The 16,352-nt window shown below is 59.8% G+C and carries 12 protein-coding genes and 2 pseudogenes; 8 read left to right on the plus strand and 6 right to left on the minus strand.

Translation table 11 applies throughout. The features are described from left to right. Positions 1 to 46 precede the first annotated feature (46 nt). From C84B14_RS16180 to C84B14_RS16200, 5 genes and pseudogenes are all read right to left on the minus strand, one after another. Complete coding sequence (locus C84B14_RS16180) at positions 47 to 1,453, minus strand: NADH-quinone oxidoreductase subunit N (protein ID WP_353225640.1); 1,407 nt, start codon at positions 1,451 to 1,453, stop codon at positions 47 to 49. 381 nt (positions 1,454 to 1,834) lie between these two features. Further along, positions 1,835 to 2,275, minus strand: coding sequence for a DUF411 domain-containing protein (locus C84B14_RS16185; protein WP_293623893.1), 441 nt, complete (start codon positions 2,273 to 2,275; stop codon positions 1,835 to 1,837). Positions 2,276 to 3,435: 1,160 nt separating this feature from the next. Further along, positions 3,436 to 3,833, minus strand: a pseudogene (locus C84B14_RS16190) (heavy metal translocating P-type ATPase); the annotation flags it as partial. A gap of 1,768 nt (positions 3,834 to 5,601) precedes the next feature. Then, positions 5,602 to 6,600: pseudogene (locus C84B14_RS16195) on the minus strand (cation diffusion facilitator family transporter); the annotation flags it as partial. 14 nt (positions 6,601 to 6,614) lie between these two features. Continuing rightward, positions 6,615 to 6,887 (minus strand): metal-sensing transcriptional repressor, encoded by a 273-nt coding sequence (locus C84B14_RS16200; protein WP_353112610.1) that lies wholly within the window; start codon positions 6,885 to 6,887, stop codon positions 6,615 to 6,617. Positions 6,888 to 7,042: 155 nt separating this feature from the next. On the opposite strand from C84B14_RS16200, the gene C84B14_RS16205 reads away from it, so the two are divergent. The 6 genes from C84B14_RS16205 to C84B14_RS16230 all read left to right on the plus strand — a co-directional run bounded on the left by C84B14_RS16205 (position 7,043) and on the right by C84B14_RS16230 (position 14,743). Beyond that, positions 7,043 to 7,423 (plus strand): hypothetical protein, encoded by a 381-nt coding sequence (locus tag C84B14_RS16205; RefSeq protein WP_353225642.1) that lies wholly within the window; start codon positions 7,043 to 7,045, stop codon positions 7,421 to 7,423. 126 nt (positions 7,424 to 7,549) lie between these two features. Next, entirely contained in the window at positions 7,550 to 8,824 is a 1,275-nt protein-coding gene (locus tag C84B14_RS16210) for a TolC family protein (protein ID WP_353225690.1), read from the plus strand. Then, on the plus strand, positions 8,821 to 10,065 hold the full coding sequence (locus C84B14_RS16215; protein WP_353112604.1) for an efflux RND transporter periplasmic adaptor subunit: 1,245 nt from the start codon (positions 8,821 to 8,823) through the stop codon (positions 10,063 to 10,065). The genes C84B14_RS16210 and C84B14_RS16215 overlap by 4 nt, the downstream gene beginning before the upstream one ends. Before the next feature lie 12 nt (positions 10,066 to 10,077). Continuing rightward, positions 10,078 to 13,203 carry an efflux RND transporter permease subunit gene (locus tag C84B14_RS16220; RefSeq protein ID WP_353225644.1) on the plus strand — a complete coding sequence of 1,042 codons (3,126 nt, stop codon included), beginning with the start codon at positions 10,078 to 10,080 and terminating at the stop codon, positions 13,201 to 13,203. 632 nt (positions 13,204 to 13,835) lie between these two features. Further along, positions 13,836 to 14,264, plus strand: a complete 429-nt coding sequence (locus tag C84B14_RS16225) for an antitoxin Xre/MbcA/ParS toxin-binding domain-containing protein (RefSeq protein WP_353225646.1) — start codon at positions 13,836 to 13,838, stop codon at positions 14,262 to 14,264. Then, positions 14,261 to 14,743: an RES family NAD+ phosphorylase gene (locus tag C84B14_RS16230; protein WP_353225648.1), complete on the plus strand. Its 483-nt coding sequence runs from the start codon at positions 14,261 to 14,263 to the stop codon at positions 14,741 to 14,743. Before C84B14_RS16225 ends, C84B14_RS16230 begins: the two co-directional genes overlap by 4 nt. Before the next feature lie 320 nt (positions 14,744 to 15,063). On the opposite strand, the gene C84B14_RS16235 is transcribed toward C84B14_RS16230, so the two are convergent. Beyond that, a complete protein-coding gene (locus C84B14_RS16235; RefSeq protein WP_353225650.1) occupies positions 15,064 to 15,360 on the minus strand; it encodes a hypothetical protein in 297 nt (98 codons plus the stop codon). A gap of 183 nt (positions 15,361 to 15,543) precedes the next feature. On the opposite strand from C84B14_RS16235, the gene C84B14_RS16240 reads away from it, so the two are divergent. Together C84B14_RS16240 and C84B14_RS16245 are read left to right on the plus strand one after the other, a co-directional pair. Next, on the plus strand, positions 15,544 to 15,759 hold the full coding sequence (locus C84B14_RS16240) for a hypothetical protein (RefSeq protein WP_353225651.1): 216 nt from the start codon (positions 15,544 to 15,546) through the stop codon (positions 15,757 to 15,759). An 85-nt stretch (positions 15,760 to 15,844) separates the two neighbouring features. Beyond that, positions 15,845 to 16,015 carry a hypothetical protein gene (locus tag C84B14_RS16245; protein WP_353225653.1) on the plus strand — a complete coding sequence of 57 codons (171 nt, stop codon included), beginning with the start codon at positions 15,845 to 15,847 and terminating at the stop codon, positions 16,013 to 16,015. The last annotated feature ends 337 nt before the right edge of the window (positions 16,016 to 16,352 follow it).

The raw sequence follows: 16,352 nt of genomic DNA on the forward strand, positions 1-16,352 counted from the left end.
CCGGCCGAGCACCGTGCGAACACTCAAGGGCTATTTCAGTAGCCGCCTAGGGAAGAATGGTGGCTTGTGACAGCATCCGCCAGAGAGGATCCGCCAAGCCGCCTAGAGCGATAGTAAACAACGCGCATAAGAAGACAGAGGTTGCCGCCCAGTAGCCGAGTGTGTGCATGGGCCGTGCCGGCTCGGCGAAATATACGGGTGCCAGCACGCGCAGGTAGTAAACGAGCGAGACCACGGTATTGACCAGCGCGACCACCGCCAGCCAGGCGTAGCCGGATTCAATCGTGGTGACGAACAGCGCCAGCTTGCCGACGAAACCGGCTAGCGGTGGAATACCCACCAGCGATAGGAAACTCAGGATCAGTGCGGCCGCGAGCAGGGGATGCGCGGTGGCGAGGCCGCGGTAGTCGGCCAGGTTCGTGCGCCCGCGTAGCTGCGTCACGACACCGAATGCTGCGAGATTCGCGACCGCATAGCTCGCGAGAAAGAACAGCAAAGCCGGCAGGGCATAGGGGTCGAGCCCCAGCACGGCGACCGCCATCAGTGCGTAGCCGGATTGCGAGACCGAGGACCAGCCCAGCATGCGCCGCACGTCATTCTGACCAAGCGCGCCCAGATTGCCGATGGTCATCGTCGCGACCGCGATCGTGGCAACCACGGCGCGCCAGGCAATGTCGTGTTGCGGGAACAGATCGACGAAGCGGGCCAGCGCGATGGCCGCGCCGACCTTGGGTGCAATAGTGAGAAAGGCGGCCGCGGGCGGCGGCGCGCCCTCGGCGACATCCGGCATCCAGGTATGGGCCGGCACGGCAGCGAGCTTGAACGCGACACCCACAACGACAAGGCTGAAGGCGACGAGCGTCATCCATTGCGGACTGTCGTTCGTGCGGGCGGCCAACTCGCCGTAGTCCGTGGTGGCAAACAGCCCGAACATCAACGTCACACCGAGTACGAGTAGAGTGTTCGCCAGTGCGCCAACCAGAAAATACTTCATGCCGGCTTCGACCGACAGCGGCCAGGCACGGTGGTAGGCGGCCAGCGTGTAGCCCGTCACCGAGGACAGCAGAACGGCCATGATCAATTGCATCAGGTCGGCCGCGCCGGCAAGCAGCATGGCCCCGAGTGTGGCCAACAACAAGATCGCATAGTATTCGCCGTGGCGCCGGTCGCTGCGCAGCCATTCGGGCGTCAGCAGAACGCTCAAGGCAGCCGTGGCCAGGATGATCACGCGCGCCCAGATGCTGGCGCCGTCGAGGGCCCAGACCCCCGAAAAAGTCAGTCTCGGGGCTTCGCCCAGTTGGGCGATACAGAACGCGGCGGCCACGGTCAGACCGATGAGCGCGCCCGGGGCAGCCAACCATTGATCGCGCTCGCGCATGAAGCTCGCCGCCAGTAGCAGCGCGACCGCGCTGACCAGAACGCTGAGTTCGGGGAGAACGTCGCCGACCGGCATCCTAGAACCCGGCCGTCAAAAAGGCGGTCGCACTGTTGATCGGAAGGTGCGCTCGACGACGCGATCTGATTTGAATAACGGGTTTGAGTATCTGGTTCCTGCCGGGACGTCGCATCATCGGTAGCGGTCGGCCGCATACTCCACATCATCCAGCCCATCATGATCATGCAGGGCAGGATGAACAGCAGCGGCACGGCCCCGATGGCCACGACCCAGTTCCAGTTGAATACAAGCCCGACCGCCGCGGCGGCAACGCCGCCGACTAATACGCTGCGGGGTTCGAGCCAGCGCCGGGCTGGAGGAACGGAGTCGGGTGACGTCGATTTTCCGGAATCACAGCTTTTCATCGTTTGTTACCTCGGTAATTGCCTGAATAAAGGCTCAATACGTCGTGTAAACGTCGCCATTCAGCGTTTTGATGACGAACGGTTCGCTCTTTTTGCCGGGCATGCCCGGCGAGCCGCTCGGCATGCCGGGTAGCGCGATACCTCGGATATCGGGTTCCTCGCGCAGCAGCTTGGCAACGACCGGCTCAGGTACATGCCCGACGACGACGTAGTCGCCGATGAGAGTGGTGTGACAAGACGACAACGCCGGTTCGACGCCGTGCTTTTCGTTGAGAGCCGCCATATCGTCCGTGTCGAGCACGTCCACCTCATACCCCTTGGCGTTGAGGTAGTCGGCGTACTGCTCACAGCACATGCAGCCCGGGTTGTGGTAAAGGCGAGCCTGTACCGGTGCCGCGATGGCCGCGCCGGTCGAGATAAACAGAACGAGCATGAGCGTTAGGCGCGCCACGGTCGCATTACGTAGTTGGGTCATCGGAAGAACTCCACGTGATCTAGGCAGTTCCGGAAAGCCGTTAGGCGTGCACATGCGACGTCATGGTTGCTGTCGCATGACAGACCAGCACTGACCGCAGAGGCGCGGTCTGTGTAAGCTCAGCCGGAGTTTGTGACGCGCTCAGGCGTCAGTCAGATCAAGCGTGGATAGCTCGCGGGGGAAAAGGGTCGGGCCCTTCGAGTTGGCGGCCCAAATGCGTTTCGATATGAAACGTGGGCGCCGCAGGTGGCAGGGGCGTAACCCCGGCAGTGTTATGCGCAACATCAGCCATCATGCCGCAGATGGCCACTGCGCAAGTCGAAGTCGCCGCGGTTGAGTGCTGCGGCTTCGTGGTGTCGGCCTGACATAACGAGCAATCGCTTGACGCGTTCTCGGCCGGCATGGTCCACGCCATGACCGCTGGACTGGCCAGCACGCTGGTGAATACCAGCATCAAGATCAGCGCGTGGAGCACGGTAGACTTCATGCTTTCAATATATGTCACGAATATGCTGTAAACAATACCCGGAGTGTGGTACGGGGTCGGTATTTTTTCGGGCAGCCGGGTGGATAATGCAGCGTTTGTTTCCGGACGGCCCGGCCTTCGCACATATAAGCCACGAGGCGTTTTATGTAGCCGGTTTCGATGTGTATTCAGTCAATGCGACCTTTTGCGACCAATTCCTTCCAAGTTGGAACCACTGCACACCTTCGGCGAGAAAGGCGTTAGGCCGTGGGCCATCCGGCGCCGGCCATGTTTGGCGAATAACAATTGGCCGCTGGCATTAATCCCGCCGCGCATTCTGCGAGCACCCGGCTTGTATGAAGGGTGCTGCACAGAGCCCGAGTCGTCGCGATCGGATCGATGCCTTTGTCATCAACCGGGCTGGCTTTCGCTGAACCCTCGATCAGCGCAATCAAACGGGCGGAGCGGTCTGGCGCACGCCGCGTGATGCGAACCAGTTGTGGAGACGGGCCCAAGTCGTGGAGGCCCCGGACATTCGGGTCCATAAAATGGCAGTTTGAAGCCGGAACCGATGCCGATCTCCAGTATGTCGCCTGCGCGCAAGACACGCCGGTGATAGGGCGCCAAGTGCCGGTTAAGTATGGCCATGTAACAAAGCCTTGGTAGAGCGCTATGTCGTGATATAAGCCCATTATTAAGCGCGCTTTTTGCTACTCGCCAACGCATCGAAGAACATCCTTGGCCGCTGCCAGAGTGAGTTGACGAAGATCGCGGTCGCGCTGGCGGCCATGGCCACCAGCGTCCAAACGGGGGTAGATCAGACCGGGAACGGCCGGAGAGATGCCGATGCCGTTAAACAAAAGGCCAAGCCTAGGTTCTGCGACATCTTGCGATACCCCAGCGGCTGACCTCCCAAGCGGTGATCACCGCGCCGAGTTGGCCATTGAGGATGATGATATCGGCTGCGTCGATGGCGATGTTGGTACCCGGCCCCATGGCGATGCGGATATCGGCCGGCATCAGCGCCGGCGCGTCGTTGATGCCGTCACCGACCGCGCAACGCGCGGCGACAGCCCAATTTTCTCGTAACCGCGCAGCGTATCGACAGCCATTCCAACTTTCCGCGAAGTTTCACCGACGCCAGAGATAGGAGTCACTTCTTAGGGCTCATGTGTAAGTGGGTGAATAGATCCTTATATACATTACGAAGGCCATAGACAGCCTTAACCACTCAAGAGTGCGTTCGCTATCGCGATGTTAATTTGAATTCCGGGCCGTATTCTTAATCTGTTCGGATTCACTGGGCCATCAATAGCGGCAAAACTGCGAGGCAGGGGAAGGGGACAGCTAACCGCTGTCCCCTTTGTTAAGCGACGTTACGCTGCTCTCTTCGAGCGAAATTTAGTCGCTATTGTGAGAGCCAGCGTGAATATGCGACTGCGGATCAGTATGGTCTTGGCCTTCCTGATTCTCCTTTTTCGCACCACGTGTGGGTGTGCTTTCGGAGGGTCGCCCAGGCTCGCCTGAGTGGTCAATTACGTCGTAATCGTCGGCGCCTCTCGAACCGCTGTCGCCACGACTAGGGGTAACTGTCTTGGAACTGGCTTCGACATTTACCACCGCCTGAGGATCTCTTGATGCCGTATTGTCGGCTGATTCGGCTCCATGTCCTACCCCAGCGCTGGCGGTCATGAATATAACGCTACTGAGAAATAGAGAAGTCGCGATAAACCAATGTGATGCGGACGGATTAACATTTGAGATGTGCATGAGTTCACTCCCGTAATTCATATCAATGATGAAGCTGCAAAGCGCGATCTGCGTTTGCTAGCTCGTGTTGGCTCAGGCTGACAATTCGCATTTATAGCTCAGAGCACGGCTCAGGCCAGCGGACAAAAGCAGATTTGATTAGCGTTTGCTTATTCCAGGCGCGTTTAAGCCGGTGTCAATGCGAAAAGGCTACGATCCTGTGGCGGGAGGACGGTATGGTGGGGACGTAAAGCCGCTGCCAACTTGCGTCTGTGTAAACGCAGCAGGCTTTAGCGCAGAATTATAGTCTGATATGAATACAGTACTACTAGCGCCTAGAGCACTCGATGCGCAATGGCCGACAGATGCGCATTCTTGGTGCGTCTGATCCCCTGAGCCATCGCGATGTCCATCGTCGATGGTATATGCGGCTTTTGTCGGTTCGCTGCCGATTGTGGATTGCGCGTGGGCCCCGGCGAACTGGGTCGAAATGCTCGGCGCCGTTTGTTCGCTGGCCTGCGTGGCGAACGTAGCCAATAAAAGTGTTAGTGCCAACAGAAGACGCATGTGATCGAAAGTAGTTGCGGTTAGGTAAAATTCAAGAGCGTGATGTGCTGAGTAACGACGTGAGTTGCGGGCGTCGGAAGTAGATTGAATCGCGACTTGACTCAGGGGGCGGTCGATACTCTATTCAAACCATGACCGCCGTAAGATCGCCAGCAGCAAAGCGCCAATATAGCCGCCGTGGATTGATCCTGAGCGAATCTGTGATCGTGTTTCCAGTTGCTGATGCTTTCGGTGTGCATGGAGCACTCCTCATCTGCGGCTGAATGCCGGCCGGTGTGTTGCGGGATTCGGTCGTTGCTTAGTTGGGCCGATTCTTGAGAGTTTACCGTTGGCGCCGGCTGGCAGCATCGGCGCGAGCGAAACGGGTGGTGCTCGTGGGCGCTAGGCGATAGGGTCTGCCTTGCATCGGGTCGAGCGCATCGCTTGGCGCAGGCTTTTATTGTCAGCGGTACTGTCCACCGGTACAAAAGGCCGGCCCACGCGCTTTGGCGCTTGCCAATTACCTAGGTCCTTAATGATATGCGCCGGGTGTTTCGGCTAGTCAAGCCGCGTCGTTTGTAGACGGCGGTCGGATGCGGATGTGCGCCGACTGTAGCGCGGGCAGATGACTCACCAGTTCATTTTCCACATCACTCGCCACAGTATTTGCTTGATCTATCGTGGCATTGCCTACCAATGTTATATTGAGTTCAGCAACCAACTGGTGCCCTAGCCACCGCGCCCGAACGTTAGACACATCACGGATGTTATCGACGTGCGCAGCGGCATGTCGGATATCGTCGATTACCTGCGGATCTACGCCATCGAGCAAGCGACTAAAAATGGCTTTTCCAGATTGCCAGACAATAGCGAAAATCGCGGCTGTAATCAGCAGGCCGACGATTGGATCAGCAAGCGGAAATCCCAGCCAAACCCCCGCCGCGCCACCGACTACTGCAAGGCTGGTCAGACCATCGGTACGGGCGTGGTAGCCATCGGCGACCAGGGCGGCGCTATTCATCTGGCGGCCGACTCGGATCCGAAAAACGGCCACCAATTCGTTACCGATAAAACCAATCACTCCAGCGACAGCCACCCAGAGCAGATGCCGGATGGGTTGTGGATCCAGCAATCGGTCGATCGCCTGATAGCCCGCCACCAGCGCGCTGAAGAGAATAATCAATACGATCAGTACACCGGCCAGATCTTCGACACGTCCATAACCGTAGGTGAACCGCTTACTGGTGCCGCGTTGAATGAGACGAAACGCGACCCAGAGTGGAATTGCCGTGGCGGCATCACCCAGATTGTGGATTGTATCGGCAAGTAGCGCCACGCTGCCGGAGATCAACACGATCCCGAGCTGACCTAAGAAAGTGATCGCGAGGATTACGAACGACCATTTGATCGCCCAGATGCCGCGCTCTGTAGTGGCGATGCTCGGGTCGACCACGCCGTGCGTGTGGCCATGCTCGCTATCGTGATTGTGATGATGGGCACGATGCTTATGCGCATGATCCTCCGGACCGCCGAAACCCAGCCAGCTCAGAGTCGCTTTGATAATCGACGCTGGTTTTTTCATAGGTACTTGGTAATCGCTTTGAACTCTTCCATCAAAACGCGTGCCTCTACAGCGCCTTTTTCGAAAAAGCGTTCATCAAAGCAGTGATCGATATGGTCATGAACCAAAGTGTTTTTCGCATTCGTGATGGCCCGTTCGACGGCGTGAAGTTGCTGGGTCGTTTCAAGACAGCCGCGGCCGTCTTCCAGCATCTTGATGACGCTTTGCAGGTGACCGTGAGCGCGTTTGAGCCGCCGGATGATCTCGGGGTGTGTGGTATGAGTACTCATGGCCTTGATCCTATCCCCCTGGATAGGATACAGTCAATATGTGCCACCCTACTGATAGGGTTCGGTTCGCAAAAACCGTGTGACACCTTAGCGGCCGCAACGAGGATGTTCCGCTAAGAATTAACGCTATGACCGGGGTTTGATCTAGGCTTTCCATGCAGCTCAAAAAGACATACTGGTTGCAACTGGCCGCGGTCATGATGCTCATGATGCAGGCAGCAGGTCTGCATGCCCATATCAGCATCGACGCGAGTGAGGCCTCGATCCAGAGCCATTTGCAGGCGGCCGAGTCGCACGCAGACAGCCATGCGTCAGACAGCGAGTTGTCTGACGACGCATCCAATCATCTGACCCAAGCGACCTCGGCCAAGTATCAGAGCACCATGGGCTTGATTCTTCCGGTCTTTCTGGCCTGCGTGCTGCTGGATGGCCCCGCCTCCTCGGTTAAGCCCGATTTCCCAGACGGGCAGGAAACGCCTCACCCTGCCGCTTACTACCAGCGGCCGCCTACCCGCGGCCCGCCTGCTATTGCCTGATCAAAGGGCCTGATCGAAGGCAATCGTTGCCGCTTTCTATCAGCGGCACATCGGCGCGTATGCGCCGTTAGCAGGAGTTTTCAAATGAATATTGGTATTCGACGCATCACTTGCGTGATGGGTCTCATGCTTTGGTGCGTGTCGGCTTCAGCCGCGCCGGACGTCAACCCGTCGCCAGCACCGCTTACTTTTTCCGATGCAATCTCACGGGCCCTGGAACGCAATCCGAGCCTGAGCGTTTTCGCATACAGGCAGCGCGCGCTCGGTGGTCGCCGCGATACGGCCGCGCTAAGGCCCGCGCCCGAGTTGCAGTTCGAGCTACAGGACTTCGGCGGCACAGGCAGTGCGAGAGGCTTTGATCGCGCGGAAGCGACCTTGGCGCTTTCGCAGGTAATCGAACTTGGCGGTAAACGCGATGCCCGAGTCGGCGTTGTGGATGCGCGCCAGCGAGCGGTTGCGATTCAAGAGAAAGCGCAGGAGCTCGACGTTTTGGCCTCGGTCGCGCGTCGCTTCTACGCGGTCGCGGCAGCGGATGAACGCCTAGCGGTCGCCAAGCGTGCGTCCGAGCTTGCTCGCGACGCTCTGAGGGGCGTGAATCGACGTGTCAATGCGGCGCGCGCGCCGCGTGCTGAAGCCGCGCGCGCCAAAGCGGCACTGGCACGTGCGCAGCTGAATCGGGCCGACGCCGAGCGTGAGTTAGAAACCGCCCTGTTACGACTCGCTGCGCTCTGGAACATGCCGAAGCCGGACTTCGAGACCATTCGTTCCGATCTCTACGCGGTAGGCGCACCCGGCGAGTTCGATGTATTGGCAGAGCGTATCGAGGCCAATCCGGACTTCCTACAGTTCACGGCGGAAAGTCGCATACGCCAGGCCGAGTTGCGTCTTGCTCAGTCGCAAACCCACAGCAACATCAGTCTGCGCGCTGGTGTAAAGCGCTTGGAGGATACCAGCGATACCGCGTTGGTCTTCGGCGCAAGTGTGCCGCTGTTTTCGCCCAGTCGTGCCGAGGGTGCCATCGCTGAAGCTGAAGCTCGTGGCGAAGCCGTGGGCGCGGAGCGACGCGCCATGCTGTTGGATACGCGGGCGCGACTGTTCTCGCTTTATCAGGCCCGGGCGCAAGCCATAGAAACAGTCCGCACCCTGCAAGACCAGATTATTCCGCAGCAGGAACAGGCACTGAGCGAAATTCGGCGAGGGTACGACCGCGGACGCTACAGCTACCTCGAGCGCGTGACCGCCCGTCGTGAGCTCATCGATGCCGAACGCGCATTGATCGGTGCCGCCGAGCGCGCGCATCGCCTGCGTGCCGATATCGAAAGCCTGACCGCCGAGCCGCTGCCCGGCGGTGACGGTCGTATCGAATTCAATAGCAATATCCAATATCCGGAGTCGCCATGAACATCCGTTTTCCAGCGGTCCTGGTGGCCGCTCTGATTTTGAGCGCGTGTGACGCCACCCAATTCGGCACAGCCAAAGCCGCGTCAGAGGCCGAGGCGGAGTCTGATGCCACAGCGCCGGCCGAAGGGCCGCACGGGGGGCGTCTTCTCGAAGACGGCAACTTCGCGTTGGAGGTCACGATCTTCGAGGATAACGTGCCCCCCGAATTTCGAATCTATGCGTATCAGGGGGGCGAGCCGGTCGATCTAAAGCAAGTCGAGCTGGAAGTCGAGTTGGAACGCCTCGGTGGACGCGTAGACCGCTTCGACTTCAAACCGAAAAACGACTATCTGCTGGGTGACGGCGTCGTGACCGAACCCCACTCGTTTGAAGTCATGGTCGCGGCCGAATACGAAGGCAATACCTCCCGCTGGGAGTACAGCTCCTATGAAGGGCGGGTCAGCATCGGCGCTGAGGCCGCCAAACGAGCGGGGATCACCACAACCCTGGCCGGGCCTGGGACGATTCGAGAGACAGTGAAGCTGTACGGCAATATCGTGCCCGATCCGAGCCGCGTGCGGCGTGTCGCGGCCCGTTTTCCGGGCGTTGTTGTGGCCGTCGACAAGGCCGTGGGCGATACCGTCGCCAAAGGGGAGCGGCTGGCTTCAGTGGAGGCCAACGACAGCCTGCGGCGCTACGCGGTGACTTCGCCCATCGCCGGCGTCGTGACCGAGCGTCGTGTCGAACCCGGTGAAATGGCCGGCACCGAGCCCTTGCTTACGGTGGCCGACTACGACGAGGTCTGGGCCGAACTTCAGGTCTTTCCGGGGCACGCCCGAAGCGTACAGGTCGGCCAGGCAGCTGCGGTAAGCACAAACGGCGATTCACAGGCGAAAACCACGATAAGTTACCGCGCCCCACGAGCTTCGGGAGTAGGCCAGAGCACCGTCGCCCGCGCTGTGCTTGCCAATCGGCAAGGGCACTGGACCCCTGGACATTTTGTGCAAGCCACGGTCGAGATCACGGAACGCGAAGTGCCGATCGCGATCGAGCGTCGCGCGCTGCAAACCTTTCGTGACTGGGACGTGGTGTTCATCAAAGTGGGCGAGGCCTATCAGGTTCGGCCACTGGAACTCGGCGCCGGTGACGGCGAGTATGTCGAGGTCATCTCGGGGCTCAAGCCCGACGAGCGCTATGTGGTCGACAACAGCTATTTGATCAAGGCGGACATCGAGAAGTCCGGCGCGGTCCACGGCCATTAACCGGAGCCTCCGATGATTGATGCGATTCTCAAATTCGCGGTGGAACGCCGCTGGTTGGTGCTGTTTTTGGTACTGGCCGTGGCCGCCCTCGGCGTATGGAATTATCAGCGCCTGCCGATCGATGCGGTACCGGATATCACCAACGTACAGGTACAGGTAAATACCGAAGCGCCGGGCTATTCGCCGCTGGAGGCGGAACAGCGCATAACGTTTGTAGTGGAAACCGCGCTGGCCGGACTGCCCAATCTGGCCTATACCCGCTCGATTACGCGGTATGGCTTGTCGCAGGTTACGGCGATTTTCGAAGATGGCGCAGATCTCTATGCCGCCCGCAACCGGATCAATGAGAAGCTCGCCCAGATCAAGAGCCAGCTACCGCCCGAGCTGGAGCCCGAGATGGGGCCGATCGCGACCGGTCTAGGCGAAATCTTCATGTATACGGTGACTGCCGAACCAGGTGCGACGCAGCCCGACGGTAGTCCTTATGATGCGATGGCATTGCGTACGGTGCAGGACTGGATCATCCGTCCGCAGCTTGTCCAGGTCCCAGGTATTACCGAAGTCAACACGATCGGTGGCTATGAAAAACAGTTTCATGTCACCCCGGATCCGGCGAAGCTGCTGGCTTACAACCTGACATTCGACGACGTCGCCGAGGCCCTGCGACGCAACAACAGCAATCTTGGCGCCGGGTATATCGAAGAAAACGGTCGCCGGCTTCTGGTGCGCTCACCCGGGCAGGTCAAGGCGATCAGCGGGCTGGAAAAGATCGTGCTGGCTCAGCGCAATGCCGCTCCGGTGCACGTTACCGACGTCGCCGACGTCGCGATTGGCAAGCAGTTGCGCACTGGCGCGGCCACGCGTGACGGACGCGAAACGGTGCTCGGCACCGCGTTCATGCTCGTGGGCGAGAATTCACGGGAAGTCGCAGCGGCCACCGCCGACAGACTGCAGGACATTCAGGCGTCGCTGCCCGAAGGCGTCACGGCCGAAGCGGTCTACAACCGCACCACGCTGGTCGACAAGGCGGTGGTGACGGTACAAAAGAACCTGCTCGAAGGCGCACTGCTGGTGATCGCAATCCTGTTTTTGTTGCTGGGAAATGTCCGTGCAGCCTTGATCACGGCAGCGGTAATTCCGTTGGCGATGCTCGCAACGATAACCGGTATGGTCCGTACCGGCGTGTCTGCCAATCTGATGAGTCTGGGCGCGCTTGATTTCGGCCTGATCGTGGACGGTGCCGTCATCGTGGTGGAGAACGCGGTCCGGCGCCTGGCCGAGGCACAGCGCGCGCACGGCCGTGTCCTGCCAAGAGACAAACGACTGGCCGTGACCTACAGTGCGGCCAAGGAGGTCATCGGGCCCAGCCTGTTCGGCGTGGGGATCATCACCGCCGTCTATATCCCGATTTTCACCTTGACCGGGGTCGAGGGCAAGATGTTTCACCCGATGGCAGCCACCGTGGTCATGGCGTTGATAGCGGCCATGGTGCTGTCGTTGACTTTCGTGCCGGCGGCCATTGCTCTGGGTATGACCGGCCGCGTGTCGGAGCATGAAAACTGGCTCATGCGGGCGGCCAAAGCTGGCTATGCGCCGCTGCTGCGCGGCGCCATGCTGCTGCGCTGGCCATTGATGGCGGTGGCGGTCGTGCTCGTGGCGGGCTCGGCCTGGCTCGCTACGAGCATGGGCAGTGAATTCGTGCCCCAGCTCGACGAGGGCGATATCGCCTTGCATGCGCTGCGTATCCCGGGGACCGGCCTCGAGCAGGCACTGACCATGCAGGAAGAACTCGAGGATAGGCTGCGCGAATTTCCGGAAGTCAAACTGGTCTTCGCCAAGGTCGGTACACCCGAGATCGCGACCGATGCCGTGGCGCCCGCCGTGGCCGACAACTTCGTGATCATGAAGCCCCGTGAAGAATGGCCGAACCCGGATAAACCCAAGGCGGAACTGGTGGATGAAATCGTTGCTGCGGTATCTGAACTGCCCGGCAACAAATACGAGTTCACCCAGCCGATCGAGATGCGCTTCAACGAGCTGCTGTCCGGCGTACGCGCGGACTTGGCGGTGAAGGTATTTGGAGACGATCTCGATATCTTGCTGCAAAGCGCGAACGAGGTTCGTGGCGTGTTAAGCGATATTGAAGGCGCACAAGATATCGCTGTCGAACAGATTACTGGCCTACCGGTCTTATCGGTCGAGCCGGATCGAAGCGCACTGGCCCGCTACGGCCTCAACGTGTCTGATATTCAGGAATTGGTTGCGGCCGGCGTTGGCGGGCAGCAGGCGGGCCTGATTTACGATGGCGATCGGCGCTTTGCCGTCATGGTTCGTCTTCCGGAATCGTTGCGGCAACGCCCCGATGCATGGCAGACGCTGCCGGTGCCGCTACCCGATGGCGGCTATGTCCCTCTGGCGGAAGTGGCCGACATCGAACGCGCGCCCCAGCCCAATCAGATCAGCCGCGAAAACGGTAAACGCCGGGTGGTGGTGACGGCCAATATGCGTGGCCGTGACTTGGGCCCGTTTGTGGCAGAGGCTCGTCGTAAAGTAGCGCAAGATGTCGATCTGCCAACCGGCTACTGGGTGGAATATGGCGGCACCTTCGAGCAGCTGGAATCCGCGAGCCAGCGGCTGACTATTGTCGTGCCCGTCACTCTCGTATTGATCCTCGCATTGCTGCTGATGGCTTTCGGTTCGCTCAAGGACGCCTTGATCATCTTCAGTGGCGTACCGTTGGCGTTGACCGGCGGGGTCCTGCTGTTGTGGCTACGCGGCATGCCCTTGTCGATCTCGGCCGGCGTGGGCTTTATTGCCTTGTCCGGCATTGCTGTGCTCAATGGCCTCGTCATGGTGTCGTTCATCCGCAGCCTGCGGCATGACGGCCACACACTGGACAGCGCGATCACCGAGGGCGCACTCACGCGCCTGCGGCCAGTGCTCATGACCGCATTGGTGGCCAGCGTAGGATTCGTCCCGATGGCACTGAACGTCGGTACAGGCGCTGAAGTGCAGCGGCCACTAGCTACCGTGGTCATTGGCGGAATTGTGTCGTCGACGCTACTGACATTGCTGGTCCTGCCGGCCTTGTATCGTCTGGTGCATGGCCGAGAGGCCGCCACTGCATCTCAAACGTGAGTAGTGGGTTAGCCGTAACGTATCGGTGACAATCTCGATGAGTGAAATGTTGTCTACGCCTCATGCTCGGCGATTGGCAAAATCATTGGGAAAGCACCGGGGCGGATTCCGCAGCGTAGTGCGGCGATGGCATAACGTGCCATCGCCGCACTCAACGTATACTTCCATAGACATCTAACCCTTACGAGCCGTCCCCCTAAAGGGCCGATTTTCAGTTTAAGCAAACCGGATCATCGTGTATGTACTTCTGCCTCTTGGCGCCGTTCGGGCACAGCGCTAGTCCAGGCAAGAACTCGACGGAACGCTGCTGTCGTATCTGTCGCCGCTAGGCTCGGAGTAACATCAATCTCCCCGGAGATTATGTCTGGCAGCAGGATGAGCGGGTCGAGCGCGGCCGTTTCCGGCCGCTACGCACGCCGCGGGAGCCTTAGCGTACGATTTTTCCGTTTCGTGAGTTGGACCCATTCCGCTTTTTCTGCCTGCCTGAGTCAACGCTAGGGGCTGTCACGATCGATGCCCCCGTTGGGTATATACGGCGGCCGAGGGACACGCACCGCAAGACCCCGGTAGCCGTGCGCTCGTGCGAGCGATAATATAGGCTCATGTGAACGCATCGCGTTTGGAGCCTTTCTATGGAAGACATCACTGCCGTTGAACGCGTCCTCGGATTCGAACACTCCGAACGCTCATCCGTGCTGCTCATGGCTGAGCGCATCCAGCGCGGGTTCCCGGTCAACACGCTCATGCACCTGCAACGCGCTGTTGCGCCCGGAGACAAGGGGTTCGTGCATCGCATTGTCGCGCGGCCCACGCTTCAGCGCCGGCGCAAGCTGCGGCAACCCCTCAATCCTCACGACAGCGATAAGGCGCATCGCGTCGCGCGAGCCTGGACGGCCGCGGTTCGTGTCTACCAGGATGATGAAACCGCCCGGGCCTTCCTCGAGCGCAAACACCCCTTGCTCGACGACCAGGCACCGATGACCGTCGCGATGCAGAACAGCGCCGGTCTGGAAGCCGTTGAGGATCTGCTGGGACGTCTGGAGCATGGCAGCGCCTTGTGAGCGGCCAGCGACTCGATCGAACGCTATATGCGTATCGAATCGGCGACCCGGACGGTCGCTATCCCATCTTCGACGGCACCGGTTCGACTATCGCGCCGGGGCGATGGAACACGATGACTACCCCCGTCATCTACGCCGGCGAGCACTACTCGACGTCGATGCTCGAAAAGCTCGTTCATGCGAACGGGCTCATGCCACCGAACCAGCACTACATCGAGATCACGCTCCCGTCCGGCTTGTCCTATGAGATTGTGACCAAGGATGCGCTGCCCGGTTGGGACACGGCATTGCCCACGGTTGCCCGGGAGTTCGGCCACGACTGGGTAAAGGGGCGTCGAAGCGCGATACTCATCGTGCCGTCGTTCGTGGCCCGGATCGAGTCGAACATCCTGATCAACCCGGGGCATCCCGAGTGCGCGCAGATCGAGCACACATTGCCCGCGCCGATCTGGTGGGATCGCAGGCTTTTCAGTGCTTGATCGTCATCCAGTGCAGTGGCTCAGATGGGGCCGGGCGGCGCGGAGGGCGAGCGTTTGAGTGAGTCGAATGCTCATGATCCACGACCGGCGTGCCAGGAACCGCTGGTGCTCGAGGATGCCTCGGCCGACCACTATCACTGGCGGTGTCGCGAGCCGTTCTGCAACGGTGCGCCTGATGGCACGCAGCGAGCAGCTCACGGGCGATGCCATTGCCCGCGATATGGCGGATAAGCGATCCCCCACCGGCATATTCGCGACCAGCGATGAACGGCGGAAGGATCAAGCCGCATTTCGCCTGTGGCATCCACGCTGAGAGCGGATCACCCGCTGTATCGATACCTCTCCGATGAGGAACGCGAGGCGATGGCCACGGCCGCCGGTGCGCTTCGCAGGCTGGCGCGCGAGAGAGAGACAGCCAAGGACATCATGACGCGGCGTGAGTCGCGCGAACCAAAAAAGAACGTGAGCAGCGCAAGCGTGTCGAGCACGAACAGGCTTTTCACTCGATCATCGCCCATGAGTTCGATACGGACACGGTTTTGCTTCGCTGCGAGGCCATGGCCGACCTGTTCGCTGGCGCCAGTGGCGAGCAAGGCGGCCCATCGCGCTGCGCTCACCAAGGCACGGGGACATGCTTTCAACGAGCGTGGCCTGGAGGATGCAGTCCTGTACGACGAACTGGGGTCGGTAAAGCATGTTCCGACGCGGGTCGATGAGACCGACAGCCCCTTGCGGATTTTCTAACGTGGCAGAAACTCACCCGTAGCTAACCCGACCGTATTGGGAAGTGGAGGTGCACGATGAGACTTCGATTCCGGAAAGTGGTGCGTACGAGCCTTGCAAACGAGCTCAACAAGCTAGCTTGGTGGACACTCGGCGGCAGCGTACTGGGCAGTACAGTATTCGAGGCGGAAGCATGGGTGATGGCCAGTGCCGCCATGGCGTGGATGACGCTCGAAGGAGTCACTCTGATGCTGCGTGCGTTGGATGAAGACATAAATCGGACGACGCAATGACGGACCCTTTAGAAGAACGAGATCTTGAATTCGATCGAGACCGGTATGGTCATCGAAAGAGTGATTGGCTAGCGAGGATCAGGCGATGGTGAACTACGTGATTTTTGGCCTACAGCTATTTGCGGTTCTGATCGCGTGCTTCATCGGCTATATCGGCGTTATATCGAAGCGCGAAGAAGTGCAGTCCCAATGCAAATTAGAGCAACGCAAAAACCACGGGTCGCGTGAGCAGTCCCGCACGACTGATTCGATGTGATGTAAGCGTGCTCGTAGCAGACCAAAGCGAGGCATGTATGTGCCTCGCTTTGTTGAGGCCTACCGGGACGCCTGAATGGCTAGACAATTCCTGTGCTACGCAAGGTGCGCTGCGCGGGCGTTCACGTTGCGTCGCCCAAGTCGTTTTTATAAGGGGCGTCAAAAGTGTGCGGAATGTTTTGGGCTACCGCTATAGGGCGACCCTTCGCATTTTTTGATATTTGCCCAAGGTCGTTTCAAGGCTGGGCCCCATCTGGGGCCCGCGCGGGGCCCAACTGGGGCTCAACGCCAGTTGCTAGGGCTGTAGCCGATCCGCCAGGGCCCCAACTCGGCCCCGA

Origin of the sequence: Salinisphaera sp. C84B14 (assembly GCF_040361435.1) — a bacterium.
GTDB lineage: Bacteria > Pseudomonadota > Gammaproteobacteria > Nevskiales > Salinisphaeraceae > Salinisphaera.

What these genes read in the sequence shown, in the direction of transcription:
- C84B14_RS16180 (WP_353225640.1), bottom strand. Translation starts at nt 1,453, where the DNA reads ATGCCGGTCGGCGACGTTCTCCCCGAACTCAGCGTTCTGGTCAGCGCG.
- C84B14_RS16185 (WP_293623893.1), bottom strand. Translation starts at nt 2,275, where the DNA reads ATGACCCAACTACGTAATGCGACCGTGGCGCGCCTAACGCTCATGCTC.
- C84B14_RS16200 (WP_353112610.1), bottom strand. Translation starts at nt 6,887, where the DNA reads ATGAGTACTCATACCACACACCCCGAGATCATCCGGCGGCTCAAACGC.
- C84B14_RS16205 (WP_353225642.1), top strand. Translation starts at nt 7,043, where the DNA reads ATGCAGCTCAAAAAGACATACTGGTTGCAACTGGCCGCGGTCATGATG.
- C84B14_RS16210 (WP_353225690.1), top strand. Translation starts at nt 7,550, where the DNA reads ATGCTTTGGTGCGTGTCGGCTTCAGCCGCGCCGGACGTCAACCCGTCG.
- C84B14_RS16215 (WP_353112604.1), top strand. Translation starts at nt 8,821, where the DNA reads ATGAACATCCGTTTTCCAGCGGTCCTGGTGGCCGCTCTGATTTTGAGC.
- C84B14_RS16220 (WP_353225644.1), top strand. Translation starts at nt 10,078, where the DNA reads ATGATTGATGCGATTCTCAAATTCGCGGTGGAACGCCGCTGGTTGGTG.
- C84B14_RS16225 (WP_353225646.1), top strand. Translation starts at nt 13,836, where the DNA reads ATGGAAGACATCACTGCCGTTGAACGCGTCCTCGGATTCGAACACTCC.
- C84B14_RS16240 (WP_353225651.1), top strand. Translation starts at nt 15,544, where the DNA reads ATGAGACTTCGATTCCGGAAAGTGGTGCGTACGAGCCTTGCAAACGAG.
- C84B14_RS16245 (WP_353225653.1), top strand. Translation starts at nt 15,845, where the DNA reads ATGGTGAACTACGTGATTTTTGGCCTACAGCTATTTGCGGTTCTGATC.